Source organism: Streptomyces sp. NRRL S-1022 (assembly GCF_000720135.1).
In the GTDB taxonomy this organism is placed as follows: Bacteria; Actinomycetota; Actinomycetes; order Streptomycetales; family Streptomycetaceae; genus Streptomyces.
On sequence record NZ_JOIU01000011.1, the window covers coordinates 24,537 to 50,972 of the forward strand.

28 protein-coding genes and 5 pseudogenes are annotated in these 26,436 nt (G+C 70.7%); 20 read left to right on the forward strand and 13 right to left on the reverse strand.

The window, feature by feature from the left end; genetic code table 11:
• The first annotated feature begins 63 nt into the window (after window positions 1-63).
• Window positions 64-273: a hypothetical protein gene (locus tag IG05_RS0115895; RefSeq protein ID WP_030343108.1), complete on the forward strand. Its 210-nt coding sequence runs from the start codon at window positions 64-66 to the stop codon at window positions 271-273.
• Window positions 260-1,651 (forward strand): amidase, encoded by a 1,392-nt coding sequence (locus IG05_RS0115900; RefSeq protein ID WP_030343109.1) that lies wholly within the window; start codon window positions 260-262, stop codon window positions 1,649-1,651. The genes IG05_RS0115895 and IG05_RS0115900 overlap by 14 nt, the downstream gene beginning before the upstream one ends.
• 73 nt (window positions 1,652-1,724) lie before the next feature.
• Here IG05_RS0115900 and IG05_RS0115905 read toward each other — a convergent pair whose 3' ends face one another.
• Window positions 1,725-2,051: a transposase gene (locus tag IG05_RS0115905; RefSeq protein ID WP_051789883.1), complete on the reverse strand. Its 327-nt coding sequence runs from the start codon at window positions 2,049-2,051 to the stop codon at window positions 1,725-1,727.
• A gap of 89 nt (window positions 2,052-2,140) precedes the next feature.
• Window positions 2,141-2,248 (reverse strand): annotated as a pseudogene (locus tag IG05_RS49245) (DNA mismatch repair protein MutT); the annotation flags it as partial.
• Window positions 2,249-2,429: 181 nt separating this feature from the next.
• Here IG05_RS49245 and IG05_RS0115910 point away from each other — a divergent pair.
• The 3 genes from IG05_RS0115910 (at window position 2,430) to IG05_RS49950 (ending at window position 3,470) form a co-directional block, all read left to right on the forward strand.
• Window positions 2,430-2,915, forward strand: a complete 486-nt coding sequence (locus IG05_RS0115910; RefSeq protein WP_030343111.1) for a hypothetical protein — start codon at window positions 2,430-2,432, stop codon at window positions 2,913-2,915.
• Between the two features lie 4 nt (window positions 2,916-2,919).
• Complete coding sequence (locus IG05_RS42175) at window positions 2,920-3,138, forward strand: hypothetical protein (protein ID WP_234335873.1); 219 nt, start codon at window positions 2,920-2,922, stop codon at window positions 3,136-3,138.
• 200 nt (window positions 3,139-3,338) lie between these two features.
• The gene (locus tag IG05_RS49950) at window positions 3,339-3,470 is read left to right on the forward strand and encodes a hypothetical protein (RefSeq protein WP_267883310.1); all 132 of its coding nucleotides are present in this window, start codon (window positions 3,339-3,341) and stop codon (window positions 3,468-3,470) included.
• 243 nt (window positions 3,471-3,713) lie between these two features.
• On the opposite strand, the gene IG05_RS0115925 is transcribed toward IG05_RS49950, so the two are convergent.
• The 4 genes from IG05_RS0115925 to IG05_RS49250 form a co-directional block, all read right to left on the reverse strand.
• The gene (locus IG05_RS0115925; RefSeq protein WP_030343113.1) at window positions 3,714-4,790 is read right to left on the reverse strand and encodes a winged helix DNA-binding domain-containing protein; all 1,077 of its coding nucleotides are present in this window, start codon (window positions 4,788-4,790) and stop codon (window positions 3,714-3,716) included.
• Window positions 4,791-4,816: 26 nt separating this feature from the next.
• Window positions 4,817-5,551 carry an alpha/beta fold hydrolase gene (locus IG05_RS0115930; RefSeq protein ID WP_030343114.1) on the reverse strand — a complete coding sequence of 245 codons (735 nt, stop codon included), beginning with the start codon at window positions 5,549-5,551 and terminating at the stop codon, window positions 4,817-4,819.
• 301 nt (window positions 5,552-5,852) lie between these two features.
• Entirely contained in the window at window positions 5,853-6,161 is a 309-nt protein-coding gene (locus IG05_RS0115935; RefSeq protein ID WP_030343116.1) for a hypothetical protein, read from the reverse strand.
• A 646-nt stretch (window positions 6,162-6,807) separates the two neighbouring features.
• Window positions 6,808-7,125 carry a WhiB family transcriptional regulator gene (locus tag IG05_RS49250; RefSeq protein ID WP_030343117.1) on the reverse strand — a complete coding sequence of 106 codons (318 nt, stop codon included), beginning with the start codon at window positions 7,123-7,125 and terminating at the stop codon, window positions 6,808-6,810.
• 1,281 nt (window positions 7,126-8,406) lie between these two features.
• On the opposite strand from IG05_RS49250, the gene IG05_RS0115945 reads away from it, so the two are divergent.
• The 4 genes and pseudogenes from IG05_RS0115945 to IG05_RS0115960 all read left to right on the forward strand — a co-directional run bounded on the left by IG05_RS0115945 (window position 8,407) and on the right by IG05_RS0115960 (window position 10,545).
• On the forward strand, window positions 8,407-8,769 hold the full coding sequence (locus IG05_RS0115945) for a DUF1304 domain-containing protein (RefSeq protein ID WP_030343119.1): 363 nt from the start codon (window positions 8,407-8,409) through the stop codon (window positions 8,767-8,769).
• Window positions 8,766-9,329: a TetR/AcrR family transcriptional regulator gene (locus IG05_RS0115950; protein ID WP_030343121.1), complete on the forward strand. Its 564-nt coding sequence runs from the start codon at window positions 8,766-8,768 to the stop codon at window positions 9,327-9,329. The genes IG05_RS0115945 and IG05_RS0115950 overlap by 4 nt, the downstream gene beginning before the upstream one ends.
• Before the next feature lie 117 nt (window positions 9,330-9,446).
• Window positions 9,447-9,812: pseudogene (locus IG05_RS42180) on the forward strand (hypothetical protein).
• Window positions 9,813-10,056: 244 nt separating this feature from the next.
• Window positions 10,057-10,545, forward strand: a complete 489-nt coding sequence (locus IG05_RS0115960) for a beta-class carbonic anhydrase (RefSeq protein ID WP_030343123.1) — start codon at window positions 10,057-10,059, stop codon at window positions 10,543-10,545.
• A gap of 119 nt (window positions 10,546-10,664) precedes the next feature.
• Here IG05_RS0115960 and IG05_RS49955 read toward each other — a convergent pair whose 3' ends face one another.
• Window positions 10,665-11,258, reverse strand: coding sequence for a transposase (locus IG05_RS49955; protein WP_078894213.1), 594 nt, complete (start codon window positions 11,256-11,258; stop codon window positions 10,665-10,667).
• Entirely contained in the window at window positions 11,167-12,699 is a 1,533-nt protein-coding gene (locus tag IG05_RS0115970) for a hypothetical protein (protein WP_158838886.1), read from the reverse strand. The genes IG05_RS49955 and IG05_RS0115970 overlap by 92 nt, the downstream gene beginning before the upstream one ends.
• A gap of 151 nt (window positions 12,700-12,850) precedes the next feature.
• Here IG05_RS0115970 and IG05_RS0115975 point away from each other — a divergent pair, with 151 nt between their 5' ends.
• A complete protein-coding gene (locus IG05_RS0115975; protein WP_234335874.1) occupies window positions 12,851-13,087 on the forward strand; it encodes a hypothetical protein in 237 nt (78 codons plus the stop codon).
• 146 nt (window positions 13,088-13,233) lie between these two features.
• Here IG05_RS0115975 and IG05_RS43680 read toward each other — a convergent pair whose 3' ends face one another.
• The 4 genes and pseudogenes from IG05_RS43680 to IG05_RS50570 all read right to left on the reverse strand — a co-directional run.
• A complete protein-coding gene (locus IG05_RS43680; protein WP_030343130.1) occupies window positions 13,234-14,010 on the reverse strand; it encodes an XRE family transcriptional regulator in 777 nt (258 codons plus the stop codon).
• Window positions 14,011-14,222: 212 nt separating this feature from the next.
• Window positions 14,223-14,771, reverse strand: coding sequence for a hypothetical protein (locus IG05_RS43685; protein ID WP_158838888.1), 549 nt, complete (start codon window positions 14,769-14,771; stop codon window positions 14,223-14,225).
• A gap of 41 nt (window positions 14,772-14,812) precedes the next feature.
• Window positions 14,813-15,451 (reverse strand): hypothetical protein, encoded by a 639-nt coding sequence (locus IG05_RS0115990; RefSeq protein WP_030343133.1) that lies wholly within the window; start codon window positions 15,449-15,451, stop codon window positions 14,813-14,815.
• A gap of 17 nt (window positions 15,452-15,468) precedes the next feature.
• Window positions 15,469-15,579 (reverse strand): annotated as a pseudogene (locus IG05_RS50570) (helix-turn-helix domain-containing protein); the annotation flags it as partial.
• 717 nt (window positions 15,580-16,296) lie between these two features.
• On the opposite strand from IG05_RS50570, the gene IG05_RS0116005 reads away from it, so the two are divergent.
• From IG05_RS0116005 to IG05_RS0116030, 6 genes and pseudogenes are all read left to right on the forward strand, one after another.
• A complete protein-coding gene (locus IG05_RS0116005) occupies window positions 16,297-18,054 on the forward strand; it encodes a diacylglycerol kinase family protein (RefSeq protein ID WP_030343136.1) in 1,758 nt (585 codons plus the stop codon).
• Window position 18,055: 1 nt separating this feature from the next.
• Window positions 18,056-19,009 carry a YihY/virulence factor BrkB family protein gene (locus IG05_RS0116010; protein ID WP_030343138.1) on the forward strand — a complete coding sequence of 318 codons (954 nt, stop codon included), beginning with the start codon at window positions 18,056-18,058 and terminating at the stop codon, window positions 19,007-19,009.
• Window position 19,010: 1 nt separating this feature from the next.
• Window positions 19,011-19,811: a phosphatase PAP2 family protein gene (locus IG05_RS0116015; protein ID WP_030343140.1), complete on the forward strand. Its 801-nt coding sequence runs from the start codon at window positions 19,011-19,013 to the stop codon at window positions 19,809-19,811.
• A 268-nt stretch (window positions 19,812-20,079) separates the two neighbouring features.
• A pseudogene (locus IG05_RS49255) lies at window positions 20,080-20,249 on the forward strand (IS5/IS1182 family transposase); the annotation flags it as partial.
• Complete coding sequence (locus tag IG05_RS47795; RefSeq protein WP_267883311.1) at window positions 20,227-20,664, forward strand: transposase; 438 nt, start codon at window positions 20,227-20,229, stop codon at window positions 20,662-20,664. The pseudogene IG05_RS49255 and the gene IG05_RS47795, both read left to right, overlap by 23 nt.
• Window positions 20,665-21,030: 366 nt before the next feature.
• Window positions 21,031-21,363, forward strand: a complete 333-nt coding sequence (locus IG05_RS0116030; RefSeq protein WP_051789890.1) for a helix-turn-helix domain-containing protein — start codon at window positions 21,031-21,033, stop codon at window positions 21,361-21,363.
• A 44-nt stretch (window positions 21,364-21,407) separates the two neighbouring features.
• On the opposite strand, the gene IG05_RS0116035 is transcribed toward IG05_RS0116030, so the two are convergent.
• Complete coding sequence (locus tag IG05_RS0116035; RefSeq protein ID WP_030343145.1) at window positions 21,408-22,223, reverse strand: hypothetical protein; 816 nt, start codon at window positions 22,221-22,223, stop codon at window positions 21,408-21,410.
• A 975-nt stretch (window positions 22,224-23,198) separates the two neighbouring features.
• Between IG05_RS0116035 and IG05_RS0116040 the strand changes: the two genes are divergently transcribed.
• The 4 genes and pseudogenes from IG05_RS0116040 (at window position 23,199) to IG05_RS0116055 (ending at window position 26,385) form a co-directional block, all read left to right on the forward strand.
• The gene (locus IG05_RS0116040; protein WP_030343147.1) at window positions 23,199-23,726 is read left to right on the forward strand and encodes a DinB family protein; all 528 of its coding nucleotides are present in this window, start codon (window positions 23,199-23,201) and stop codon (window positions 23,724-23,726) included.
• Between the two features lie 5 nt (window positions 23,727-23,731).
• A pseudogene (locus IG05_RS49260) lies at window positions 23,732-24,165 on the forward strand (GNAT family N-acetyltransferase); the annotation flags it as partial.
• 215 nt (window positions 24,166-24,380) lie between these two features.
• A complete protein-coding gene (locus IG05_RS0116050) occupies window positions 24,381-26,030 on the forward strand; it encodes a purine-cytosine permease family protein (protein WP_030343149.1) in 1,650 nt (549 codons plus the stop codon).
• Between the two features lie 103 nt (window positions 26,031-26,133).
• On the forward strand, window positions 26,134-26,385 hold the full coding sequence (locus IG05_RS0116055; RefSeq protein ID WP_030343151.1) for a selenium-binding protein SBP56-related protein: 252 nt from the start codon (window positions 26,134-26,136) through the stop codon (window positions 26,383-26,385).
• Window positions 26,386-26,436 lie beyond the last annotated feature (51 nt).

Below are 26,436 nucleotides of genomic sequence, written 5' to 3' on the forward strand. Positions count from 1 at the left end.
CGATTGGCCTTTACGGCCTCGGTTACTCCGCCGCCCCAACCTCGACCGAGAAGGAGAACATCCATGTCCACCGTCGAACTCACACCGCCGGAGGCCGCCCGCTGGGCCGCCCGCGCCGGACTTGTGCTGCCTGCCGAACGCCACGCCGCGGTCGCCGCGGTCGCCAACCACATCCACGGCGTCGTCGCGGTCCTGCGCGAGCTGGACTTCGCGGACGTCCCGCCCGCCGCCGCCTACCGCGCCGGACAGGAGTCGCACGATGCAGCCGTATGAGCTGTCCCTCGCCGCCGCCGCAGACGCGATCCGTGCCCGGCGACTGTCCCCCGTCGAACTGGTCGACTCCGTCCTCGATCGCATCGAGAAAGTGGAACCGCACCTCGGCGCCTTCGTCACGGTCACCGCGGAGCAGGCACGCCGGGCGGCGAGCGAGGCCGAACACGAAGCGGCGCACGGCCGTTACCGGGGACCGCTGCACGGCATCCCCATGGGACTCAAGGACCTGATCGACGTCGGCGGGATGGCCACCACGGCCAGCTCCCGGGTCCGCGCCGACCATCGCGCGACGGCGGACAGCACGGTCGCCGCGCGTCTGAGCGCTGCCGGCGCCATCCTGCTCGGCAAGACCCACACCCACGAGTTCGCGTTCGGCCTGACCACCCCGCAGACCCGCAACGCCTGGGACCGCGGCAGGGTCGCCGGCGGTTCCAGCGGCGGCTCCGCGGTCGCCGTCGCATCGGGCACCGCGACCTTCGCCCTGGGCACCGACACCGGCGGGTCGATCCGGGTGCCCGCCGCACTCAACGGGGTCGTCGGCCTCAAACCGACCTACGGCCTCGTCCCCCGCCACGGCGTCACCTCCCTGTCCTGGTCGCTGGACCACGTCGGCCCGATCACCCGTACCGTCGAGGACGCCGCCCTGGTCCTGACCGCACTGGCCGGACACGATCCGCGCGACCCCGCCTCGCTGACCGTGCCCACCACGGACTACCGGCCCGGTCCCGGCACGGACCTGACGGGGCTGCGCATCGGCCTGCCGCGCACCTACTACTTCGACCACGTCCACCCGCACGTGGAGGCCGCCGTCCGGCACGCCATCGGGCAGCTGGAAACCCTGGGCGCACGGCTCGTCGAGGTCGACATTCCGATGACCCGCTACATCCAGGCCACCCAGTGGGGCCTGATGGTGCCGGAGGCCGGTGCCTACCACGAGGGCAGCCTGCGCACGGTTTCCGAGCTGTACCAGGAGGACGTCCGCATCCTCCTGGAGGCAAGCGAGTTGATGAGCGCCGGGGACTACGTGCGCGCTCAACGCGCCCGCACGCTCATGCGCGACCAGTGGGCACGGATGCTGGATCAGGTCGATGTGATCGCCGCCCCGAGCGTCCCGATGCCCGCGGTCGGCTCCGACGAGGCGACGGTCACCTGGCCCGACGGCACCGTCGAGGGCGTCTCCGACGCCTACGTACGCCTCTGCGCCCCCGCCAACATCACCGGAGTGCCCGCCCTGACCGTTCCGGTCGGCGACGACTCGGCCGGCATGCCGATCGGCATGCAGCTGCTCGGCCGTCCCCTCGGCGAGCCCACGCTCGTGCGGGTCGGCCACGCCTACGAGCAGACGCAGCCGGCCCGGGAAATCGCCACAGCGGCCTGAGCGAGCGCCCCGGGCGGCGGGTTCTTGCCGGTTTTGCCATCCGGAGTGGGACCCGCGAGGACGGCTGGCGGGTCTACGACGACGCGGTGCCGGTTATCGCGACCACGCTGGGGCAGGCCGCGAGTTGGTGAGCGAGTCGCGTGAGTCGGCTGGCCCGGGGGCGTCGTGGGCCTTCGGACCAGTGGGCATCAAGACGGGTGACGTTGATCGCAGCGACCGAGTAGGCGTGCTGCAGGCTGATCCTGGACAGGCCGCGGTAGCGGGCCTGACGCAGCCCGGTGACGTCCAAGGCCTGATTGATCGTGCCCTCGACCCCGGCCCGGAGGACGTACTCGGCCTGCCGGGTGTCGGCGTTCTGCTCGGCGCGGGCGGCGACGACTTCCTCGTGCAGCACCAGCACCCCGGCTGCACTGAAATCCGCAGGGCGTGCCGCTGGACGACGACGCCTGTCTCCTCGAACGCCTCCCGGATGACGGCGTCGTAGACGTCCTCGCCCTCGTCGAGCTTCCCGGACGGAAGGTTCAGCATCCCGTCGGCGTAGCCGGTGCCCTGCCTCTCGGCAAGGCACACGGCACCGTCGCGCTCGAGGAGGAGCATCACGTCGTTGACGGGGAGCTGAGGGGCCACTGTGCTTCGTCCTCCGGCCGGTTAGACGGCGGCCGGCCACCATGTGCTCTCCGCGCTCGCGGGGATGGCCCCTGCGCGGCGACCTTAAGCCTGTTCACCCGTCGCCCCGACGTGCAGGACCCGGCGACCTGGGCGCCGCCGGGCACGAACGATGGTCGTCCAGCGCTACCGAAACGTTCTCGAACCGGCGGAGGGCGCAGTCGTCCTCGTATACACCGCTGACGGCGACCGCGGCATTACCTACTACGCCACTGCCTGCCTCGGTTGCACTTACCGCGCCGACCGGGACGGCTCCGCGAAGCTCGACGAGCACAGGGCCGCCGGCCTCGCCAACGCCCACGCCGCCACCTGCCGCGCGATGAACTGCGGTGTCCCGGGCACGTCTGACGGCACCGAGGCCGCGAAGATCGTGCGAGACCGCCTGTGGAGCCTGTGCCAGTACGGCGCCAACCAGGCCCGCTACATCAGCCTCAGCGACTTCCACGTCGACCGCGTCGACCTCCAGCGCCCGGCCGACTTCATCAAGGAGACGATGCTCCAGCTCGCCCAGGCCGAGCCCGACTTCGTCACCACCGAGCCGTACTCCACCGGCACCGGCACTCGCTTCCTGGTCCAGCCGCACCCGCGGCGGAGCTGACCCGGTGCGCGCCCGAACCACCCTGTTGCTGCTCGCGGCCGCCGCCCAGGTCGTCGCCACGGCGGGCGCTGTCGCACTGAAAGCCAGCGGCTGGGAGCTGACCGCCAACCGGCACGAGATCCGGCTCTCCTCCAGGCCCCGTCCACGCTGCCCCGACTGTAAGGGCGAGGGCGGCTGGTGGTCCGAGGGCCCGTACCCGGGCGGCGAGCTGTGCTGGTGCTGAGACCGCCCCACGCGCAGGCTCCGGCTCCTGCCGGTTCGCGATCCCTGGGCCGACGAGCCGCCGTTCTGAACCGCACCCACCATCGCCCCGCCCCGGCGCAGGCCGGGGCGACAGCACATGTACAGGACGGCCGCGCATTGGCATAGGGCCCAGCCGCCTGCCTCCTTCACCCGCTTCGAGTTCAGGAGAGAGATCTCACCATGCAGCGTCCCGCCGTCCTCGCCGCCCTGCTCGGACTGACCCGCGCCGCCAGCGCCGTCGGCGACCTCTGGGTTAACACGGCGAAGGCCGTGTCCACCCTCGTTGGTGTCTCACTTCCGCAGGGAAGCTGACGCTTGCCGTCTTTCGGAGGATCCGGGCGGCTGTCTCGGTTGGTGGGCATCAACGTCGCGCCTTCAAGTGCCTCCCTGTGGGTGACAGGGTTTGCAGTGTGACGTCGGCAGCCACATTGTGTCCATGGCGAAGCCAAGGGGGCCTCGCGTTGAGCTGAGCCGAAGCCGTAAGTGCTCAGGACAGCGCTTGACCCAACGTTCTCGCCCACGTGGCCGCCTTTTTGGGATCGGGATGCGGGTCGGCTATGCGGTGGGTCGCAGAAAGCCGACGACGGCCTCCTTCTCCATATCGATGCCCTGCTCGATCTGAGGCGGGACAGGTTCGAACGCATCCACCTGGATGGAGCGCGAGCCGGAGCCACGGGCCCAGGTGGCGATGGCCACGCCGTCGGCGATGACGGTGGGCCGGATGAGGCCGCCTCCTGGCCAGACGCGGGCCTGGTGGGGAGCTGGGACGGACACCTCGCGGGTGCGGTAGCCGACCAGGTAGTTGTCGTAGGCGGGCAGCATGCGAACGTCCGGGGTGTCAGACGAGCCTGGGAGTTCTTTCACCCGCCCGGCGAGCATGGTCAACACGCCGTACTCGGTGATCTCGCCGGATTCCGTCAGCGTTTTCCAGGTCCTGCGGGCCCAGGTGACCGGCAGCCCGGACCAGGCGGCGAAGTCTTCCAAGGTGGCGGGGGCGTACGCGGCCAGGTAGCGGCGGGCCAGCTCGGCGAGGGCAGCGTCGCCCTCCCACCGGAAGCGCCCCGTGGTGGGCAGCCAGTCGTCGAGCAGTACATAGGTGGCCTCACCGGTGCGCTGTGGGCCGTGGCAGAGGATGCCGGTGAGTGCTGCGTGGCGGATCAGGTGGAACGGCGCCTGCCCGTCCGGCGGAATACCGAGGGTGGTGAGGTGCTCGGTCAGCTCGGCCCGAGTGAGCGGGCCGTGCGCGGCAAGAGCGCGCCGGATGAGATGGTCGGCGCGCTGACGCAGATCGTCGTCCAGGCCCAGCTGCTGGTAGCGGCGCTTGGTTGCGGCAAGGGTCCGCGGGGACAGCAACGGCAACAACCAGCGGGCGTCGTCGCTGGGAATGGTGTGCAGGGTGCCGCGCATGTACCAGCCGCGGACAATACTCCGCTCTTTCTCGTATGCCGTGCGGATGGCCTGGGCGGTGATGTCCCGGCCGCGTACCCGGATGCCCAGATCGGCGGCTGTGGCGTCCTGGGCCTGGATGGCGAAGACCCGTCGGACGACCGCCTCGGCAGAAGCCTCCCGTGCTCCGCCGGCCAGGGCCTGGGCACAGGCGCGCAGCCGGCGGAGGCAGTCGTGGTCCTGCATCGGGCCGTGTCTCTCGTCCAGCGCGGTCAGGAGACGGCCTTGTCGAGGACGTCGGCGAGTTCGGCGGGCGCGGACAGCATCGGCCAGTGCCCGGTGGGCAGGCCGAAGCGCCGCCACGGCGGCTGGTTCAGGTCGGCCAGCATCGGCACCCCGCCATCCAGCAGTCCCGTGAAGTCGTGGCAGGTGATCAGGACACGGTCTACACCGGGGCCGGGCTCGGCCGGGCCGACGAGGCGTTGGGTGTAGGTGCCGAACGGCTGAGGGGTGGCACGCGAGCGCAGAACGTCCTGCTGGCCCTCATCGAGCCCGTCGAGGCTGCTGGACAAGCCCAGGACCTCAAACGTCGGCATCGGCAGCCGCCACCCGTCGCCAGACGCGTCGACCTGTTGGCGCAGCTGGCCCGCTGCCTGCGGCGGCATGAGGTCGAGCATGCACATGCCCGCGGCGAACGGGGCGCTGTCCACGTAGGTCACGCGCTCGAGCCGGTCACCGAGACGTCCGGCTGCCCCAGTGACCGGGGCAGCCGCGTAGCTGTGGGCGACCAGCGTGACGTCGCGTAGATCGTTCCGCTCGATGAAGCCGGTGATGTCCGCAATATGCGTGTTCAGGTCCGTCTCGGGTTCGGCCTCGTCTGCGCGCTCGGCCAGGCCGGTCAGTGTCAGCGGCAGCGCCGTGTGGCCGTGCTCTCGCAAAGCTCGGGCGGTGTCTTCCCAGGCCCACGCTCCGAGCCAAGCGCCGGGAACGAGTACGAAGGTGGCCATGTGATCTCCCAGGAGTAGGTGCTGGGGGGAGCGTAAAGTCGATACAGGACAGAATCCGCCCTGAAATGCCGAGTGATCCATGTCGCATCCCCTCACCCGTGTGCTGACCCTGCTCGGCGCCGGCGCCGGGGATCAGGCGGGCGAGTCCGGCTGAGCAGCGCGGCGTGCCCGAGGACCGGTGGCGGCCTCGCGGGCGGCCGGGTCGCGGTAGTGCGATGCGCGGCCAGGGTGTGCGCGAGCCAGGCAGGGAGCCTCCCGGGTGGTAATGGGTCCGGGAGACTCCCTTCAGCGGTGGGTGGGGTCAGTAGATCAGCGTCGTCCTCTCACCGATGTTGCGGGCGTCGCCCTCCGTGTCGGCCAGGGCGTCTTCGACCCGCTCCCACCAGACGTCTGCTTCCCTTAGCTCTCCGTTGGTGAGGTGCTGTGCAGATGCAGACGGTAGGAGGTGCTGCAGGTGCAGACAGTAGGCGGCCGCGCCGTGGCCGGCGCCCGCGGCGAACCCCCACCAGAATCGGGCGCTCTCGGGATGGTTGGCGAGATGGAGGGAGCAGGCGAAGACGTGGATCCCGCCGATGGCTCGAGGCCGACCGCGCTGCTCGTGATCGCTCATACCTCCCAGAGATCACGCATCGCCTGTGGACAGTCGTCAGAAGTTCGGCCAGCGGGTGTGGTCGGATCGTGAACGCTTCGGCAGCGAGCGCTTGATCGCACGGCCGAGACCGCCCAACACGGCTGGACGAGCGGGCCGAACTGGTCGCACGCCGCTCGCCGCGGCCTGCGGTGGCGAGACGACGGCGGGAGAGCTCCCCGCATTCGAGGAGAGCAGGGCGGTGGTAGCCCGGGACTGCAGCGTGATGATCTCCATTGTGGGACTGTTCGCGGCCCCGAGCAGGACGCGATAGCGGCGGGGCATCCTGATGGGTAGCCCGGCACGGGTTGTACCTGCGAATGTGCGGGCCTTTCGGGGACCCTGCTGTCTGCTCGGGTCCAAGGGGGTGAACTTCCTGATGGCGACCGCCCGGTCGTTCCACCAGCCGTGCACGACCGGCCGGCCGGCGGAGTGCGCGGTCGGGTGGAAACGGCCGGAGATGGGGGTCACCGGTGGATGGCAGTGTGGCTCGGCATCCACCAGTCCCGTTCGGTGTGCTGCCGGGCGGGCTGCCGGTGACCGCGATGGATGACGATGTCCGCCTGGGCGCCGCCCCTACCGGGGTTTGGACCACGTGCCCGTCGCGGGCAGGGCAGCGCCACCTCGGTCAATGAGCCGCTCTTTCAGCCCGGTCAGCCGACCAAGCGCGGCGCGCATGCTCGGAACGGGCCGCTTCGAGCAGGCTGCGCCAGGACGTCACGGTAGGCCGCCGGCGCAGCAGGGCACGGCGTTCTCGCTCTGTCATTCCTCCCCAGATGCCATGCTCGATGCGACGGTCAAGGGCAAATGCCAGACATTCCGTGCGTACTGGGCAACCGCTGCACACGGCTTTCGCATCGTTTTGGGCTGCCCCTTCGACGAACAGTTCATCCGGGGCGCTGCTGCGGCATGCCGCGTAGGCGCCCCATTCGTCATCCGCGATCACCCGATGCCGTCCTCTTTCTCAGAGGCGCACGGTCATCGGTGCCATGCCGCCGCGTCGCTTCCTGCCACCCCGCACCCACATGCCCAGCCGGAGACTTCCTACGCGCTCCGTGCGCTGTGACCTGCTGCAATGTATGACGGAAGAGATGCGCGGCCTTGAGTCGCACGCAGTCGTCGTCCCAGTCCAGCAGCCGTACCGCGAGTAGCAGCTCCACCGGTGCCGCGGCCCGGCGCCGGGCACGCGGCTCCCTGGCACGATCGCAGCCACGTGCCCCTTGGCCGACCGCAGCCCCGTGGAGGCCGGCGGCGAGGCTGACCGAGTCAACTCGCTCATCTGAATGAACATCGCCGGCAAGAAGAATGACGAACCGTTCCGGCGGGTGCCTCCTGCCGAAATAAGAACCCTTGACCGGACGAGCTCGTCAGGGCGCAGTCCATGGTGGCCGGGCTCAGCGGGGCAGCGCCACCGTCGAGGCAAGACTCCCCCGGCGTTCGGGTCAGACCGTGTTCACCAGTCGGAAGCGCTGGGTCAGCACCCGCCGGCAAGCTGCGCCAGGTCGTGGTCGACCGCGGCTTGCGGTGCACGCTGATGGGGGCGCCAGCAGTCCGCGGTCCGTCGGGTCAAGGCTTGCGCGGGCGTCCGTCCGAGGATTTCGGGCGATAACTGAGCAGGTCTCCTGGCTGGCACTGCAGGACTTCACCGAACCGACACTCCGACGCAGGCGGAGTACGCCGGCCGGGCCGAGTTGGCCCGCGCCGAGCTCGCCTCCGTCCTATACGGCGCTGCGCACGGTCAGCGGGCGGCCGCCTAGTGGCGGGGATCGCCATCGGCCTGGACCACGCCACCGCCGCGGCGCTGCGGGAAGTGACACAGCCACCGCCGGCCTGGCCGGATCCGCTGGCCTGCGGGCCTTCGCTCTATTCAGCGTCGTTCAACTGGGCCTGGCCGTCGTCCACGCTCTGGCCCGCTATGCCGGCACGCCAGCGCCCCGCCTTCCGTAAGAGCTCCGGCAGGCCGCCAAGCAGCTCCCAGTACTGGACCGCGCTCTTCTATCGCGCGACCTCGCCCGGTTCCCGATGGCGGTTGCCAGTCGTGCTGTGACCAGGTCACCGCAAGGTCGGCCAGCAGGCCGACTATGCGGCGGACGGCTCCGGGGGGGAGCGCTGCGGAGACGAGGCGCCGCCACGAGGTGGGCGCGGGCGTCAGCGGGACCTGGTGATTTCATGGACAGGTGTCCAGCTATCCTGGACACCTGTCCAAAAAGGGGAGGACTCGCTGCTCATGGAAATCGTGGCGAACATGCTGGTCGGCCTGGTGGCCGTGTTGCACATGTACATCCTGGTGCTGGAGATGTTCCTGTGGCAGCGGAAGCCGGGGCGGGGGCTGCACGGGTTCGGCCCGGAGACGGCCCGGGCGACCGCTCCGCTGGCCGCCAACCAGGGCCTCTACAACGGCTTCCTCGCGGCCGGACTGGTATGGGGGCTTCTCGCCGCCGACCCGACCGGCTTCCGGGTCCAGGTGTTCTTCCTGTCCTGTGTGGTGGTGGCGGGCGTGTTCGGCGCCACCACGGCCAACCGCCGCATCCTGTTCGCCCAGGCGCTGCCCGGCGCGCTCGCGCTGGCCGCCGTACTCGCCGCACGATGAGCCGGGCGTCGCACGAGGACCCGAGGGCGGCACGCACCCGCGCCAGGCTGCGCGCCGCCCTGCTCGCCGAGTGCGCCGAGCGACCGCCGGCGGAGGTCGCCGTGGCCGCGCTGGTACGCCGGGCCGGGGTGGGCCGGGCCACGTTCTATGTGCACTACGACGGCATCGAGGCGCTGGCGGTCGACGCGTGCGCGGACGTCGTACGGCAGGCGGTGGACGCGCTGCACGCCTGGCGGGGGCGGCCCGATCCGGTCCACGCCCCGCCCGCGCTGCGGGAGTTCTTCACCGGTCTGGCCACGCACGCGGCCCTGTACCGGTCGCTGCTCGCGCCGGGCGGCGGCGGGCCGCTCGGTCGGGTGCTGCACCGGGACCTGCGGGCCCGCAGCCTCGAGGAACGGGAACTGGCCGGCGCGGCTGACGCCCCGCTGGTCGCGTCGGCGGTGGCGGCGACCTTCGCGGGTGTGCTCGCGGACTGGCTGCACGGGCTGCTGCGGGCCGCGCCGGAGGAAGTCGCGGACCAGGTCTGGCAGCTGCTGGTCGCACTGCACCGGAGCCGGTGACCGGTCACTTGCAGGCGACCTCCCGCGCCGCCCGGGGCCAGGCCTCCACTCCGGAGGACGTGCGGACGTAGGCGGTGTTGTTCGCACGTCTGAACCCCGTCCCCCGGATGGTCTCTCATGGCTGCCATCCTGTCCGTGTCCGGAAGCCCCTCCCCCACCTCCCGCACCACCCGGCTGTTGCGTCACCTGGACGACCGGCTTCGGCGGCAGGGTACGAGGTGACTGCGCTGGAGGTGCGCGCCCTGCCACCCGAGGCGCTGCTCGGCGCCGGCGTTGCCATCGACTACGCCCTGCGCCCCGCGCTGGAGTTCCATGGGGGCGGCGCACATCGTGCAGGGCTGGTTCAGCCTCGACCAGGACATCGCCGCAGAGGGCGGCATGTCGCCCGTCGCACCGGCCGCCGCACTGGCGTGGGAGCGGGTCACTGACCAGTTCTCCGCTGGGCTGGGCGGGCGTACGGACAGGCTCGCCGCCGCGGGGTGAATCTGTCGAATCCAACGACGGTCCGATGGCCGTCGCGGCCCGGCGCCGAACATTCATTCTCTTGCCCGGCCCGGCGTTGAGGAGTTCACTGGTGTGATGCCGACCTTGGTCGCGACGTTGACGGGCTTCTGGCCCTCGCGTCGTGTGTATCTCTTCGACGGTTTCTGTAGCCGGGCCTCGTGATCCCGCTCCGCGCCATCACCCCGTCCGTGCCCTTCCCCGTACGAGAGAACCGAGGTCCGTCATGTCCGTCACCGATGAACTGCTCGCCAACAACGCCCGCTACGCCGAGACCTTCTCCGGTCCGCTCCCGCTGCCGCCCTCCCGCAAACTGGCCGTCGTGGCCTGCATGGACGCCCGGCTGAACGTCTACGCGATCCTCGGCCTGAACGACGGCGAGGCGCACGTCATCCGCAACGCCGGCGGGGTGGTGACCCAGGACGAGATCCGCTCGCTCGCCATCAGCCAACGCCTTCTTGGCACCGAGGAGATCATCCTCATCCACCACACCGACTGCGGCATGCTGACCTTCACCGATGACGGGTTCAAGGACGCGGTCCAGAAGGACACCGGGATCCGTCCGCCCTGGGCGGCGGAGGCGTTCCCCGACCTGGAGGAGGACGTACGGCAGTCCGTCGCGCGCATCAAGGCCGACCCGTTCGTCGTCCACAAGGACCGCGTCCGCGGTTTCGTCTTCGACGTGGCCACGGGCAGGCTCACGGAAGTCCGCTGACCGGGTTCCCGCCGTACCCGGGCATCTCCAGCCTCGGCTGGAGATGAGGGCGCCGGACAGCGAGGAGGCGGCACGGCGCCGGCCTCCGGCTCGTCGTGCCGGAGACCGGCGTGTTGTCGTCAGGTCCTCGGCCGAGTCCTCGAGGCGCGGGAAGGCTCAGCTGATGGCGTTCCGCATGTCTTCTTCGACGTGGTCGGTGGTGTGGCGGTGGCCGAGGGCATCGGGGGTGTACGAAGTGCGAGGGGACCCTTGGCGGCGCCGTCGTGCTGCCAGGCCGCCCCGAACACCTTCTCCCCGCGCCGCTTGACCAGGGTGTCGTCCGCCACGACGGTCAGCACCGCGCCCTCGGGCAGCAGGCGGCGCACGATCAGGTGGGACAGGGACACGCCCAGCAGGTCCGGGCTCCACCGGGCGCGGGAGAAGAACACGTGGGCGCGGTCATGAGACCAGCGAGGAGAAGGTCGTGAAGGTGGGAGCGATATAGCAGCCCCGCACCAACCCCCACACGGCGAGCAGCGAAGCAGGTACCGCCGGATCCGGCAGCATCGCTGGGTCCCTCCCCGAAGGAGACAGAAGCACCGCCGATGCTTGTCTGCTGTCTCCAGGCTGCGTGGCTCTGAACTAGCTGCTCCCGACCGGCCGGAGGTGGCTCTCGGCGAAGCTGCGCAGTTCGTCGCGGGTTCGTGCGGGGTCGGTCGCGGCCTCGGTGGCACGGCCTCTGGGGAGGAAACGGACGCCGTCGATCTCGCAGATCAGTGGCCCCACGCCGGTGTCGAGCACCAGGGCCTCGCCGACCGGAGCGGGACCGCCGACGGTGCGGCCCTCACTCCCTCGGGATCGGGAGATCGGCTGGAGGAACAGCGGCGCTGTCACCTCGCCGCCCTCCGGTCGGAACAGGACCAGCACCATCTCGCCGGGATCCCGGCACAGACGGACGTAGCGCATGGGCTGCCATGTGCCCTTCCCGGCTTCCGAACGCGCGGCACGCAGTACCGGACCGCACAGGGCGGAGCGGTCGGTCGCGACCCAGCCGATCCGGACGAGGGACGCGATGCCGACCGTGCCGAACACGAGGAAGCGCCAGTGCCCCAGCTGGAAGTGGTTTTCGAGGACGGCGGCGGAGGAGAACCCCAGGCAGTACCAGGCGTTGGTGCCGAGGGCGGTGGTCAGCACCCAGATGCGCGGCGACATGGACGTGCGGCCGAAGCCGCGGCGCGGCGGGGTCACCCGGGGGCCCGGGCGATGGCGATCGCCGTGCCGGGCCGCGGCGGCGAGGCTCGCGTAGCTCAGGTCGTCATCGAGGGCGGGCCACCTGTCCTCGCCCGCCTCGCCGCCCGCGGCCGCCCGCGGGGGGATCGCCGGCCGGGCCCGGCGCGCCAGCCGGACGCGTCGGGCGCAGGCCAGCGGGTTGACCATCAACGCACCGCCCAGGCCGACAAGGCCGAGGCCGCCTCCGAGCCCGGCGACCACACTCAGGGCGGTTCGCGTGTTCACGGCCTCACCCAGGAAGGGCCAGGGCAGGGTGGTGATCCGGATGCGGTCGCCGGAGCGGACGTCTGTCGTGTCGCAGTCCACAGCCGCCCGCTGTGCGCCGCCGTCCCAGCCGACGGTGCAGCTGTCGTCGTCCCGGTCCACACGGACGACCTCGGCGGCGGTGTGCTTCCCGAGCAGCGCGACGTCCGCGGTGGCCAGCCCCACGAACAGGAACGCCGCGATGGCGAGTATCGCCCATGGCGGTGCGGCCGGCAGAAGCAGCCGTCGGGCGGGCGCGGAAACCGGGCGGGTCCGTTCGCCCAGCCAGGCGCCGAGGGTCCGCGCGTCGTGCGTGGCCAGGCGCAGCCGCAGCACCTGGCCTTCGGGTGTCCGGTAGCGCAGGTTGACCTTCTCGAAGGGGGGCCGGCCGTTGGTGGAGACTGTCGCGTCCAGTGCCTCGCCACCGCGTGGCAGGGCGGTGACGTTCCCGAAACGGTCCAGGAAGACGGGCCCGTCGAGCCGCGGGTCGACCAGCAGTCGGCCCTTGTGGCCGTCGAGTCGGCAGCGGAAGTGCACGGCCCGGCCCGCTGCAAGGCCGCGCCGCCTCCTTGCCGCCGCCCACCGGGCCAGCCCGGCCATGACCATGGGGATCACCACGAGCCCCACAAAGCTGGCGATCATCGGTTCCGTCGTCTCCTCCGCTGTGAGTGATCGGAGAAGCGTACGAGGGCTGCCGGGGGCCCTGGCCCGGGGGTGCCCTCGGGCCTGCTGGAAGATTCGGCACCGCAGTGGACGACCGCGCCGTGCGTCGCGGGGCCCGCATGGGTTGGGTGTGGGTCGATGGCCCTGTCCGACCCCGTCACCGAGGCCGAGTCCGCTCACCCTCGCCCTGCAGCCCCGTCACGCCACCCGCCTCGTCGAAACCCAGGAGGCCGGGGTTGACGAGGACGACCTCCGTGAGATCGCTGCCGAGGCGTTGGGCGAGGATTACTTCCGCGACGACGGCCGCCCTGCCCACGGCCTCGAAGTGGAATTCAAGGACATCGTCGACCTGCAGATCGAGCTGTGAACCGGGGCGGTGCGCCGGGTCAGGAAGCAGGACAGGGCGTCGGGGAGAGCTGAGAGCAGGAGCACGGCTCCTGAAGGAGGAACTGCCGGCCTGAGGGCATCGTGGGAGCTCGGCGGGTGGACCGTCGCCCGCCCCCGGGCAGGGGATCAGCCCTCGTCCGGATCCTGTACGTCCATGCCGGTGCAGGCCAGTTGTTCGGCCACCTCCGCGCAGGCCTCAACACCCCGGGGGGAGCGTACGGAGAGCATCGGGCTCGTGTAGCCGGTGGTGTCGTCGGCCGGGTAGGTCGTGGAGAGGACGTCCCGGCCCGCGCGTACCGAAACCTCGCGGGCGTGCGGGGAGCGCACCCGCACCTCCGACCAGGCCGTACCGCAGACCGGGGAGTAGCGCAGCCGGACGGTGTAGGCGGGGTCGGTGACGGTGCTGGTGGTCCGCGCGTCGCGGGCGCAGGCCGTCGCGTCGGGCAACTCGCCCCGGCAGGAAGGCCGGTGGCAGTGCGGGATCGCCATTACGACCGGCGTACCGGTCGAACCGCCCTGGTCGTGCGCGGCGACGGCGGCGCCCACCACGGCCGTCACCCCCGCCAGCGCGAGCACACACAGTGGCAGCCACCGCCGCCCGCCCGAGCGCCGGGGTCCGGTCCCGTCCGGGGTGCTGGCGGGCGACGGCCCGTCGGCGGTGTGCTCGCCGGCCTCCCACAGGGCCAGTACCGCGTCGGGATCGACGCGGGCCAGCCGGGTGAGCGCCTCCACGGCCGGGCGCGGCGGCCGCTGGGCACCGGTCAGGTAGCGGTGCCAGGCGGACTTGCTGTACGCGGTGCGCGCTGCCAGCGCCGCCAGGCTCAGCCCCGTACCGTCCTTCAGTTCCCGCAGTCTGACCAACAACGGTTCGTCGGGCGCGGTCGGTTTTTCGGGGTGGGGCATGGTGCGTCCCTCGACTCCTCTTCCACTATGGGCGCTTCGCCCTTGATGCCGGAATGGCTTCCCGAGGGGAAGGCGGTTGCAACACTCAGTGAGGTGTGAGGATGGTGAGGCACATGAGCGCGTCGAAGGCCTGTTCGGGGACACGTGGTCCTCGAACAGACCTCGACGGTCGGGGTGGACGGTGGTTCAGGGGGTACGGCGGCGGAGGACCGTCAGCACCACGGGAGCGTGGCGCCGACCCTGACGTAACGGGCGGAGACATAGCCCCTGTGGTGGGACAGCCGGTACCACGTGTGGTTGCCGAACACCCCGGTGCCGTAGCGCTTGCAGGTGAGGGCCACAAGCCGGTGGTGGTGCCGGTGGCCGACCACCCGGTAACCGGTGCCCGGGCCGGAGCGGACGTTCAACGTGAGGCGGTGCGTGACCACGCGGCCCACGGCGGGGATGCCACGCCGGTACGACGCGGTCTGCACGATGACGCGGCGGAGCCGGTGGGTGCGGTGCGCCGAGTGGAGGCGACGCCCGGCGTGGTGCTTGCGGTCCACTCGGTGGACGCTGCGGTGGTGGCGGGCGGTACGGTGCTTCGCCGACTGGTGCCGGGTCGGAGCCGGCAGCAGCGCGGGGAGGGTGTGCCGCACGCCGGCGGCGGGCGTGGGGTAGGGGGTGGTGCCGCCCGCCGGGGCGGCACCGGCCGCCGTGGGCAGGATGGCGAGCACCGCAACCGCGGCCAGCATGCCGCTCTGCAGGGTCCGTCGGATCATGGAAACCTCCGGGCTGTCGTTCTCGTGACCACGCACCGTGATCACGACAGCCAGCGTTTCCGTGACGAGCTGTCAGAATGCCGTTCCGCCGTCCCGTGGGACACCGGGGACGTCCCCGGGAACGGGCGGGGCGCGGGGGACGGGGCGCCGGCGGGGCCGAGCCGCCCCGGCGCGCCGACGGGGTCCTGGTACCCCAGCAGCGGTTCGTGTCCTGAGCCGGCGGTTGTCGTTTCCTGGTATGGAGGGGATGGCTGAACTCGCGTTCTGCAGTACTTGGCCAGTGCATCCGCGAGGGGCGCGCCGAGGAGGGCGGAGGCGGGCACCAGAACCGCGAGCACGGGCCCGGCTTTCCCCGCCCGCCAGCCGGCCACGATGTCGGCGAGGTAGGTCCGCAGCAGGCTGGACCCCCCCCCCGTCGGACCGGCCACCACCACGCAGGTGTCGGTCTGCGCGAGCAACTCACCGGCCGGCCGCAACCCCGCCGGGGCCTGCGCTCCGGCCGCACCGCCGCTGCCGGAGACTTCCCGACGGACCAACTGCCGGACGTACACGGTCGCCAGCGGCGGCACGTCGCCGGGCAGGACCCCCGCGTAGGGGTGATCGCGGACGGCGCCCTCGGCGGCGGCGAGATAGTGGTCCAGGCGCTGGGTGCGCGAGTCCGCCCCTGCCGCAGCGCGCACATTCCCTCCCGCCGCTCCCCGGTGATCCCGAGTGCGTGGAGAAGACCCTCCAAGGCGGCCCGGCTCGGCACCGTCTTGGATGTGAGGACGTTGCTGACCGTGGCCGGAGAGACCTCGGCCGCCTTGGCGAACTCGGCCTGCCCTCAGTCTCGGCCGGTCATCGCCGCCTTCAGCGACTCGGTCAGTTCCTCCTGCGCGTCCCCGTACTGGGCCTGGGCACCCGTCCCCCAATCCGTCCGTACGACCTCGTTCACATCGCCACGCTGAACACCCCGAGAGGATTTCATCAACTCATCGGCTCCGGCCGGACCTTCCCCGAATCGGCCACTGACCGCAGGAGCATCCGATGGACCTTCACCCGCTCGCCCTCGCTGTCGCGGCTCGCGATCCTCCTGTACCCGCTCGGCCTGCTCCTGCGCCGCAAGCGCGCGGGCACCACGCACAGCATCCGCAACGCCCCCGAACTGGCCGCCGCCGAAACGAGCACCCTCCACCTCGCCCACCCGTCTTCACCCACGGGGCAACGATGCCGCTACGACACGCGACCATGGATCTCGGCCCCAACAGTCGTGCCCGGCCTCCTCGTGCGGTTCGTGGGCGCCGTCGGAAACGAGGACGAGGCGGCAGTCGCCGGTGAGCTCGACGGTGGCGGACTCGATGGCCGCGTGGTTGTACCGGTACCGGCGCCGCCTTGGTGTTCCCCGAAGTACGACCCGTCGTCCGAGGCCCGCTACACGCCGGCGCGCGTCTGCTCCTCGGCAGAGCGGGCATACGGCGGTGTGCCGGGGGAGGAAGACAGCCACCGGCGAACGCGTCGCCAAGCGCCGAGCCAAGAGGGGTACCCGATGTCGACTGCCGTGCCGGAGAGACCCGCCGAGCCGGGGAGCCCAGCCGGGCTCACCGCCGAACTGCCAGGCGCCGGACCCGGCGAAGGACCCGGACCCGTCGCCCGGAGCCGTCCCGCGATGCCGCGCGGCATCGGCTGGTCCGTGCGGTGGATCGCGGCGCTGGCCGTCTGTCAGGCCACTTTCATGGTGGGCCTCGGGCTGCTGATCACCGGCCCGGCTCGCCACCTGTGGCCGCTCACGGCCGAGGACCGGGTGAACGAGGCCTTCGTGCGCCTGCGCACCGGTACGCTCACCATCCTGTCCTCCGTCGCCTCGCAAGGAGGCAACACCGGGACGGTCATCGGTGTCACCCTGGCGAGCTGCCTGGGGCTGATCCTGATACCGCGGCTGCCGATGTGGCGGCAGGCCGTGTTCCTCGCCGTCGCCGTATCCCTGCAGTCGCTGGTCTTCCTGGTCATCACCTTCGCGGTCGACCGCCACCGCCCCGAGGTACACCGCCTCGACGGCTCCCTGCCCACGTCCAGTTACACTTCCGGTCACACCGGCGCGGCCACCGCCGTCTACGGCGGCTTGGCGCTGCTGGCGCTGTCCCGGCTTCGCGGGCCGTGGCGGACCGTCGTGGCCTGCCTGCTCTGCGTCCTGCCCCTCCTGGTGGGCCTCGCCCGCCTCTACCGGGGCATGCACCACCCCACCGACGTCATGGGCGGCCTCGTCAACGGAACCCTGTCCCTGCTGATCGCGCGGCGCGCACTGCTCACGGACGGCGCGGTCGCCGCTCCCCCCGCGCCCGCGTCCCCGCCCACGGCCGGCCCGTCCCGGCCCGTGGCCCCCGGCCGCACCGCCGTGATCTTCAACCCCACGGTCACCGACGAGGCCGGCCGCGACACCCTGCGCCGCGTCCTGGAACACCACGGCCACACCGCACCGGTGTTCGTCGAGACGACCGCCGAGGACCCCGGAGGCGGCCAGACGGCCGGCGCGGTCCGCGACGGCGCGACCCTCGTCGTGGTCTGCGGCGGCGACGGCACCCTCCGCGCGGCCGCCGAATCCCTCGCGGGCACCGACGTACCGCTCGCCCTGGTGCCCTGCGGGACCGGCAACCTCCTGGCCCGCAACCTCGGTCTGCCGCTCGCACCGGCCGACGCCCTCGACGCCGCGCTGCGCGGCACCGCCCACCGCGTCGACCTCGGACGTATCGAGGGCGACGGCCTGCCCCCCACGCACTTCGCCGCCATGGCCGGCGCCGGCCTCGACGCCGCGACGATGCGGCGGGCCAACGCCAACGACCGCGCCAAGGCCGTCCTCGGCTGGCCCACCTACGTGCTCGCAGTCCTGCGTGAACTGCGCACCCCGCGCACGGGGGTGAGCGTCCGTCTCGACGGCGCGCCCGCCCTGCGCCGCACGGCCCGCATGGTGCTGGTCGGCAACATCGGCACCGTCCAGGGCGGAGTGACCCTGCTGCCCGACGCCCGGGCCGACGACGGACGGCTGGACCTGCTGATCCTGGACCCCCGCGGCATCGGCGGCTGGCTGTCCGCGCTGTGGACGCTGCTGCGCGGCGGCACGACGGCGTCACGGGAGGGCGGCGAGGGCGGCGCACCGGTGGAGTTCTTCAGCTTCCGCCGCGCGGAGTTCACCTTCGACACCGAGCTGCCCCGCGAGCTGGACGGCGATCCGGTGACCGCCGGACGGCACCTGACAGCCGAGGTCGGGCCGGGCGCCCTCACCGTGCTGCTGCCGGCGCGGGAGCAGTGAGATGGGCACCGCGACGAAGGTCCCCGAGACGCGGGACATGGACGGGGAGGAGCTGTCCGGCGACGAGGCATGGGCGGCCTTGCGCCGCTACGGCGGCTGGTCCCTGCTGCGCGACGCGTTCCTCCGCTTCCGCTACGCCGACGGCTTCACGCACTCCCGCGCCCTCGCCCTGCAGACGGTGCTGTCCGTTATCCCGCTGGCCATCGCCTTCGTCGGCCTGTCGACCACCCTGCACACCGAGAACATCGGCAGACTGGCCGAACTGACCATTCACCGGATCGCCCAGGGCCCCAGCGCCCACGTGGTCGACGACGCCCTCGACCGCAGCCGGCGCACGGCGGGCGACGGCGCCGCCCTCGCCCTTTGGTTCGGCGCCGCCTTCTCCCTCGTCAACGTCACCACCGCCATGTGCCAGATCGAGCGGGGCGCCAACCGCATCTACGGCAACGAACGCGACCGCCCCTTCCACCTCAAGTACCTGCGCGGCCTGCTGATGTCCTTCGGCGCGGGGTTCCCGCTCGGCCTCGGGTTCATCGTGATGATCGCCGGCGACGACCTCGCCTCGGCGGCGGTGGACGTCTACCACCTGCACGACAGCACCCGGGCCGCCTGGGACGTTCTGCGCTGGCCCTTCGGGCTGCTGCTCGCGCTCCTGTCCGCCAGCGTCATCTTCCGCCGATCTCCGCGCCGCAAGCAGCCCGGCTACACCTGGCTCGCCTTCGGCGCGGCCGTCTACCTGGTGCTGTGGATGACACTGACCTGGCTGCTCAGCCTCTATCTGGACCTCAGCGGCTCGTTCGACACCGTCTACGGCCCCCTGAGCGCCTTCATGTCCCTGCTGCTGTGGGCCTACCTGACGTCCGTCGCCCTCTTCCTCGGGCTGGCCTTCGCCGCGCAGCTGGAGGCGGCGCGCGGCCGCCGCCCCGCCCCGATCCAAGCCGATCCCGGAGTCTGACATGTACGACCTGACCGCCCTGCGGCCCCTCCGCGACCGCCGAGCACGCCGTGAACGCCGCCGGCAGGCCGACCGCAGGTTCGGCGCGCGGCTGCTGGCCGCCGCCGGCGTCGCCGCCGTGGCCGCGGTCGCGTTCGGACTGCTCCTGACCCTGGTCGAGGGCCAGTGGCGGCCCCTTTCGCACGTGGACGCCCTCGCCGCGCAGGACCTGCACCGGTACGCCATGCGCCACCGGGAGTGGACGGCCGTGCTGCACCTGCTCTCCGACCGGATCTGGGACCCCGTGACGCTGCGCGCGGCCGTCGCGCTGCTGACGGCGTGGCTGGTGTACCGCCGCGCCTGGCGCCTGGCGGCCTGGGCGGCGGTCACCGCCGTGGCCGGCGGGCTCGTCGGACTGCTCGTCAAGTCCATGGTCGGCCGGGCCAGGCCCGTGCTGCAGGACCCGGTGGCACACGCCCCGGGTTACTCCTTCCCATCCGGCCACGCGATGACGGCGACGACCTCCTTCGCCATCTTCATGCTGATCCTGGCACCCCTGATGCCGCGGGCCTGGCGCATCGCGGGCTGGTGCGTCGCCGTGCTCTGCGTCCTCGGAACCGGCTTCACCCGGGTCGCCCTCGGCGTTCACTGGTTCAGCGACGTCCTGGGCGGCTGGCTGCTGGGCCTGACCATCGTCGCCCTCACCGCCTGGGCCTTCGAGGCCTGGCGCGTCGACGCCGGACGGAGCCGTACCCCGGTGAGGGACGGCCTGGAGCCGGAACTCACCGAAGCCACCCCCGAACCCCGTCCGCGGACCCGCTGAGAGACGTACGGGAATCCGGCCGCGCATCCTGTTGGCCATGTGCTGCCCGATGGGTACAGGGACGCCGCCGACGGAATCGGTCCAGACGGCGTCCCCTGGGCGACCTCCACCGCGCGCGCAGCACGCGATGAGACGGCATGCGGGAGCCCCCTTCGGAGGCAGGCCTGAAGCCCCTGGCAGGACAGGCCTCACCACAAGATCATGTCCGCAACTACCAAAGGCTCCCCATGGGGTCACCTATGTTGCCACGCTCGATGTTCCGCGCCACGTGGTGCAGTACCTCGCACGTCTGCTGGCCGCCCACCGCCGTCGCATCGGCACGCCGAAGGGCTCCCGGGCGCTGGGGCCGTTCCACCGGCGGTGTTGGTACTGCGCTGGTTCCGCGCTCGTGGCTGCATGTACTGCTTGGCCCGGGATGCCGGGATCTCCCAGGCCACCAGCCTCCCTCGTCACCACTCTCGACGTGCGCACCGGTGAGGTCCTCATAGAGGTGATCGCCCGCGACAGCGCGTCGGCCTTCACCGCCTTCCTGGCCCAGCTCGACCAGGCGATCGCTCCAGGAAAGGCGATTTACGTCGTGCTCGACAACGGCTCCTCCCACACCGCCAAGCACACCAAGGCGTGGCTGGCCGAGCACCCGCGCCGGCACGTCCGCTGGACCCCACCACAGGCCTCCTGTCCCAACCAGGTCGAGCTGTTCTTCTCCGCCCCGACCCGCCGGGGCGTGCGGCACGGCAACTTCACCAGCCGCGATGACCTGATCGAGAAGCTGGAGGCATACGTCATCGGGCATGACGAGTCCGCCAAGCCCTACCGATGGACCTACGAAGGCACCCCACTCAATGCCGCCTGATCAACACGGGGCCGGCGGGAGGGACACGGCGAGGCTGTCCAGCTGCGCGTCGCGATGGTCCCCGAACCGGCCGAAGTCGTCGTCCTGGTCAGGGACCCCGGCAACGGTCGTGGTGTCGGAGCAAGTCAAGCTTGTCCGCAATGAAGAGGGAGAAGCCTCAGACGGGTGTCCGCACCCCTCCACCGACCAGGTGACTTCGCGTCAACTGCCGCTGCGGCAAAACCGCAGGTCAAGCACCATTTCAGGGAGCCTGGGCAGGCAGTAGCGAACACTTTTTGCCCCAACCGAGTTTTTAGCTTCAGCTAAAGGTGGCATCCTCGTACAGAGGCAACACTCGTTGCCGCTGCGTGAGTTGGGGGTAGATCTGTGAGCATCTTTGCTCGCTCCGAAAACACCACGGACTTAGCGGCTGCCCGGTTGGCCAGGCAGGCCTCCGCTTCACTGGCCGGCCTGCTGGCAGGCCTGGGCCGGTCCCGTTCGGACCTGGCAAAGGCCATGGGGGTCAGTCCCGGGCGGATCAGCCAGATCATGTCCGGCGACGCGAACCTGACCGTGCGCACCCTGGCCGCGGCCGCCGAGGCACTCGACGCCGAGGTGGAGATCACGTTCCACCTCCGGCCACGCCAGGCAGACAGCAACCGTTCCGACGGGCAGAACTCGTCACCGTTGAGAAGCGCGAGCCTCAGGTCTCATCACTGAGTGGTGACTCGCCGGTTGTCCGAAAGTCGTTCTGCCGCACCGGCCTAGGGCTTCGTCTCCTGCTTGCGCTCACGCCAGCGGCTCAGGAATGAGCGCTGTGGCGGCAGTCTCGGACTGTGGAACGCATCGTTCGAGGTGGCCTTCTCGCGCAACGCAGTGAGCTGCGGATACTCGCTGCGGCGTCCGTGGATATAGGCGAAGAGCAGCAGATGACCACACTGCGCCCGGGCCTCCGCGAACGCGCGGCGCTCACGGATGGCTTCGTCCTCGCTCGGCTCACGCGACCACGGCATACCGGGCTCCCGGCAGTCCTGGGCGATCTTGGTCTGTACTTCCAGGGCTGCGTCCAGGGCCTTCTCGGCATCGGCGTACAGGGTGTTGACCGTTTTGACGTCACCGCTGAGCTCGTGCCGGTCCAGCAGGTACAGCTTGAGGTCGTAGATGAACACCCGCAGCTGTGCCGAGCTGTGGATGCCCTCGAGGAACGTGTCGGACCAGGCCCGGGCGTCCAGATGCACCCGGTCGATCAGCCTCTCCCTGACCAGGGCAATTCCCAAGGTCATGAACTTGATGTACGGCGGCGTGCCTTCCTCCTGCTTCCGTCTCGGCACCGCGGCCGCTCCCGTGGCGACGCCCGCCACCACAGGGGGAAGAGCCCCGGCATGAGGCAGCAGCGCGGCCGCGATCACCGTGACACCGCCCAGCATCCCCAGCATCAGGACCAGCAGACCGACCGACTGCCGGCTCCCCAGCAACCGGCCCCGCCGCGCAAAATCCCGCAACAGCCCAAGCCATGCAATCGCGGCGCTCACCACCGCAGGTAACGCGTACCGGCCCAGCCAGACGTGCTCGTGCCACATCCCCGACGGTCCCCTCGACGTCCGCACACAAGGCAGGGACAACCGCCACCACACACCGATGAAGCCGGTCCTTCCCCTCGGCGCGCCACACCAGCGCCCACCCCCACAGCAGCCACCAGAGCCGAGGCCACCGCGAGTAGAGCCGATGATGTCACCCACCACCACCCACAGCAGTCACTTTGCGCAACAATTGGCCACCACCCGGAGCAGACGAAACCGTCGTCGGCATCCTGGTCGGCGCGCTCGGGACGGTGGGATTCCCGATCGGGAGCGGGCATGGGCTCTCATCCGCAGCCTCGCCGGTGCTTGGGCGATCCGTTGACCGAGGGCGACGGCATGCCCGGGGCGGAACTGGCGCAGGCCGAGGCGGTTCTCGGGTGCTAGCTGCCGACGGCACCGCACGAGTTCCATACGCTCGCCGGAGCCCGGACCGGCCTTGTCGTCAACCAAGACCCCCCTGCCGCCGCCTCACGAGACGTCCGGAGCGAGGCGCTCTTGGGCCGGCGTTGCCCAAGGCGGAGAACCAACGTACGGGGAACCACTCCGGGCCGGTCCACACCGGGTAGTCCGGCAGTTGGACCCACTGAAAGTGCTCGGGCAAGCTGCTGCGCCAAGACGGCCTACGCGTCCACAGCCGGCTTCACGCCCGGGGCCGGACAGGCGCGGATCTGGATGCCATCTGCGCGATCGCTCCTGGACGGTGGTCCCTGGGATACATCGAGTCACTCAGCTCCGAGCCGCGACCCTTTTGATCTGCTGAAGACAGCGCCCTCGGTCCACCGCCGCGGCCGCTGTCAGGGGCACGGTCAAGAGCGCCGCCGACCAGAACGGGGGACGGTAGTCGTGCGCTTGAGCGGTGGAGGCCGATGCAGTGAGTCCTGATGTCACTGACCCGCCGTGGAAAACGGGCGATACACGTGTTCGTCGCAAGCGAAGACGGTCGTGGTCCATGGCTGCCGCTGCCAGGGTGTGCTCATGAATACAACACCGGATGGACGGCCGATCCCACCCGCGCATGCCGACGAGCGCGCCATGCTGGAGGCATGGCTGGACTTTCACCGTGCGACTCTGGCCCTGAAGTGTTCGGGCCTGAAAGACGATCAATTACGGTTGGCGGCGGCGTCACCGTCGTCGATCACGCTGCTCGGTCTCGTGCAGCACATGGCCGAGGTGGAGCGCAACTGGTTCCAGCGTGTGTTCGCAGGTATGACCGTGCCGCCTGTCTTCGGGGAGGGCAACCCCGACGGCTTCGCCCTTCAGTCGCAACGAGGACTCGACGAGGCGACGGCTGCCTGGCAAGCGGAGGTCGTCCGAGGGCGTGAGCTGATCGCTGACGCATCACTGGACGACTCCGGCCACCTGTCCGAGCAGGACGCGGGTCACGTCGGCGATCAGGGAGTGTCCCTGCGCTGGATCATGGTGCACATGATCGAGGAATACGCACGTCACAACGGTCATGCCGACCTCATCCGCGAGCAGGTCGACGGAGTCACTGGCGCGTGAGAAGCGGCCGGCTCGTGGACAACGTCCGGCGCCCCGGCTTCACCGCGGCGCTCGCCTTCGCCGGGGCGGACATCGTCGGCTTCGCCACCGCCTGGACGACCGTGGCCCCCCTTCCCCACCGACCGCTGCCATCCGCAGGCCGCCGCCGGTCTGGAACCGGAGCGCACGGAGACGTGCGGGGCCCGCGAGATCGACGAACTCGCCGTCCGGCCGCCGCTCACGGCACGGGCCCGGCCGGCGAACCGCTCGAAGCGGTCACCGAGGGCGCCCGAGAAGGCCGCTCCTGGCCGCTCACGTCCGTCCGCTCGCCGCGCGCCGTCGCCTTCTACCGCCGGCAGGGCTGGACCCAGGCGAACCACCCCTCGCCCGAAGGCACGGCATCATCGCCTTCCTCGGTCCGCGCCATCCGGCGCGCGCTCTCGCCGCCCTCCCGCTCTGAAATCCGGACCTGCGGAAACATCGTGTTCACATCAAGGGGAATCGCCGGAAACAGCTGCTTTCTAGCGTGACATGCCCTGGGATCAAAGCCGTATCCAGGGCCGCCGGAACGACTCACGAACGGCCCACGCGGCTCCCCCCGTTCCGCCGATGACGCCGCTCGGGGCTCTCCACCGCCTCAGCGCACCCGCGCCCAGCCCCACCGGGAGACGTGGCATGAGTACGACCGAGTCACCGCAGGCGACGCCGGACACGTCGAAGACCTCCGCCGATCAGGCGGTCAGGGAGACCCTGGAGGACTACACCCTCCGCTTCGCGCCCCGCAGTTACCGCCGTTGGACCCCGATGGTCGTGGCCACCACGGCACTGGGCGGCATCGCCTACATGGCCGACTTCTCCATCGGCGCCGGCATCGGTCTGGCCCACGGCACCGGCAACGCGCTCGTCGCGATCGCGGTCGCCGCCGTTGTCATCTTCGTCACCGGGTTCCCCCTGGCGTACTACGGCGCCCGCTACAACATCGACCTGGACCTGATCACCCGCGGCTCCGGCTTCGGCTACTACGGCTCGGTCCTCACCAGCGTCATCTTCGCCAGCTTCACCTTCATCTTCTTCGCCCTCGAGGGTTCGATCATGGCCCAGGGCCTCAAGCTCGGCCTCGGGCTCCCGCTCTGGCTGGGCTACCTGGTCTCCACCCTGATGGTCATCCCCCTGGTGATCTACGGCATGAGGGCACTCAGCAAGCTCCAGGTGTGGACGACCCCTATCTGGCTGCTGCTGATGGTCGGCCCGCTCGTCTACCTCGTGGCCACCGACCCCGGCACCGTCGACCACTTCCTCGCCTACGCCGGCACGGACGGCGACGGCGGTGTCAACACGGCCTCCGTGCTGCTCGGCGCGGGTGTGTGTCTCTCGCTCATCGCGCAGATCGGCGAGCAGATCGACTATCTGCGCTTCATGCCGCCCAAGACCGAGGCGAACAAGCGCAGTTGGTGGACCGCAGTGGTCATGGCGGGTCCCGGCTGGGTGGTGCTCGGCGCGCTCAAGCAGGCCATCGGTGTCTTCCTCGCCGTGTACATCCTGGCTGCGGTCGGCCCGGACGTGGCGCCCGAGCCGATCCAGCAGTTCAAGGGCGCCTTCGACGCGATGATGCCGTCCTGGCTGGTCCTTCCGCTGGCCGTGGTCCTCGTCGTGATCAGCCAGATCAAGATCAACGTGACGAACGCCTACTCCGGCTCACTGGCCTGGACCAACTCCTTCACCCGCATCACCAAGCACTACCCCGGCCGCATGGTCTTCGTCCTGGTCAACCTCGGCTTCGCACTCGCCCTGATGGAAGCCGACATGTTCAGCTTCCTCAACAGCATCCTCGGCTTCTACTCCAACTGCGCGATCGCCTGGGTCGTCACTGTCGCCACCGACATCGGCATCAACAAGTACCTGCTGAAGCTCTCTCCCGTCCAGCCGGAGTTCCGCCGCGGCACGCTATACGCCGTCAACCCGGTAGGTGTGGTGGCCTTCGTCGCCGCGTCCGGCCTGTCCATCGCGATGTACTTCCACGCACTGGGCGACCCACTGCAGCCGTATTCCCCCGTCGCCGCGGCCATCATCGCCTTCGTCCTCACCCCGCTCATGGCGATCGTCACCAAGGGCCGGTACTACCTGCGCCGCACCGACGACGGCATCGACGAGCCGATGCTCGATCCCGACGGCAACCCGAGCGCGGTCACCTACGACTGCCACGTCTGCCGACAGCCCTACGAGCGCCCGGACCTGACCGCCTGCGCCACCCACGACGCCGTGGTCTGCTCGCTCTGCCTCAGCACCGACAAGGTCGGTGACCACGTCCTGCCCGCCACCACGTAGGACAGCCTGTTCAAGGGTCCTTCGTGGGGCACCGGCGACCTCATCCAGTACGACGTCGGCGACCCGCGGCAACCCAGGCGAACCGCGGCCGTGCGGGGCCCAGATGGTCGAGGTCAGCCGCGACGGGCAGCGCGTCCACCTGACCAATTCCCTGTACGCCGCCTGGGACGAGCAGTTCTACCCCGCGGGCATCGAGCCGTGGTTGGTCGAGCTGGACGCCGATACCTCACGCGGCGGGCTGTCGGTGGACGTCCGGTTCTTCCCCCACGGCGAGGACGTCGCCGGCCTGCACGTGCACCAGACACGCCTGCAGGGCGGCGACGCCTCCTCCGACTCCTACCGCTACCGCCGCTGACCCCAGGGCCGGTGACTACGTCCGGGTCGGCGCCGGTGCCGGCCGCCACCC

Coding starts and splice junctions, on each gene's coding strand:
- IG05_RS0115895 (WP_030343108.1), top strand. CDS start 64: ATGTCCACCGTCGAACTCACACCGCCGGAGGCCGCCCGCTGGGCCGCC.
- IG05_RS0115900 (WP_030343109.1), top strand. CDS start 260: ATGCAGCCGTATGAGCTGTCCCTCGCCGCCGCCGCAGACGCGATCCGT.
- IG05_RS0115910 (WP_030343111.1), top strand. CDS start 2,430: ATGGTCGTCCAGCGCTACCGAAACGTTCTCGAACCGGCGGAGGGCGCA.
- IG05_RS49950 (WP_267883310.1), top strand. CDS start 3,339: ATGCAGCGTCCCGCCGTCCTCGCCGCCCTGCTCGGACTGACCCGCGCC.
- IG05_RS0115925 (WP_030343113.1), bottom strand. CDS start 4,790: ATGCAGGACCACGACTGCCTCCGCCGGCTGCGCGCCTGTGCCCAGGCC.
- IG05_RS0115930 (WP_030343114.1), bottom strand. CDS start 5,551: ATGGCCACCTTCGTACTCGTTCCCGGCGCTTGGCTCGGAGCGTGGGCC.
- IG05_RS0115935 (WP_030343116.1), bottom strand. CDS start 6,161: ATGAGCGATCACGAGCAGCGCGGTCGGCCTCGAGCCATCGGCGGGATC.
- IG05_RS0115945 (WP_030343119.1), top strand. CDS start 8,407: ATGGAAATCGTGGCGAACATGCTGGTCGGCCTGGTGGCCGTGTTGCAC.
- IG05_RS0115950 (WP_030343121.1), top strand. CDS start 8,766: ATGAGCCGGGCGTCGCACGAGGACCCGAGGGCGGCACGCACCCGCGCC.
- IG05_RS0115960 (WP_030343123.1), top strand. CDS start 10,057: ATGTCCGTCACCGATGAACTGCTCGCCAACAACGCCCGCTACGCCGAG.
- IG05_RS0115970 (WP_158838886.1), bottom strand. CDS start 12,699: ATGATCGCCAGCTTTGTGGGGCTCGTGGTGATCCCCATGGTCATGGCC.
- IG05_RS43680 (WP_030343130.1), bottom strand. CDS start 14,010: ATGCCCCACCCCGAAAAACCGACCGCGCCCGACGAACCGTTGTTGGTC.
- IG05_RS43685 (WP_158838888.1), bottom strand. CDS start 14,771: ATGATCCGACGGACCCTGCAGAGCGGCATGCTGGCCGCGGTTGCGGTG.
- IG05_RS0116005 (WP_030343136.1), top strand. CDS start 16,297: ATGTCGACTGCCGTGCCGGAGAGACCCGCCGAGCCGGGGAGCCCAGCC.
- IG05_RS0116010 (WP_030343138.1), top strand. CDS start 18,056: ATGGGCACCGCGACGAAGGTCCCCGAGACGCGGGACATGGACGGGGAG.
- IG05_RS0116015 (WP_030343140.1), top strand. CDS start 19,011: ATGTACGACCTGACCGCCCTGCGGCCCCTCCGCGACCGCCGAGCACGC.
- IG05_RS47795 (WP_267883311.1), top strand. CDS start 20,227: ATGCCGGGATCTCCCAGGCCACCAGCCTCCCTCGTCACCACTCTCGAC.
- IG05_RS0116035 (WP_030343145.1), bottom strand. CDS start 22,223: ATGTGGCACGAGCACGTCTGGCTGGGCCGGTACGCGTTACCTGCGGTG.
- IG05_RS0116040 (WP_030343147.1), top strand. CDS start 23,199: ATGAATACAACACCGGATGGACGGCCGATCCCACCCGCGCATGCCGAC.
- IG05_RS0116050 (WP_030343149.1), top strand. CDS start 24,381: ATGAGTACGACCGAGTCACCGCAGGCGACGCCGGACACGTCGAAGACC.
- IG05_RS0116055 (WP_030343151.1), top strand. CDS start 26,134: ATGGTCGAGGTCAGCCGCGACGGGCAGCGCGTCCACCTGACCAATTCC.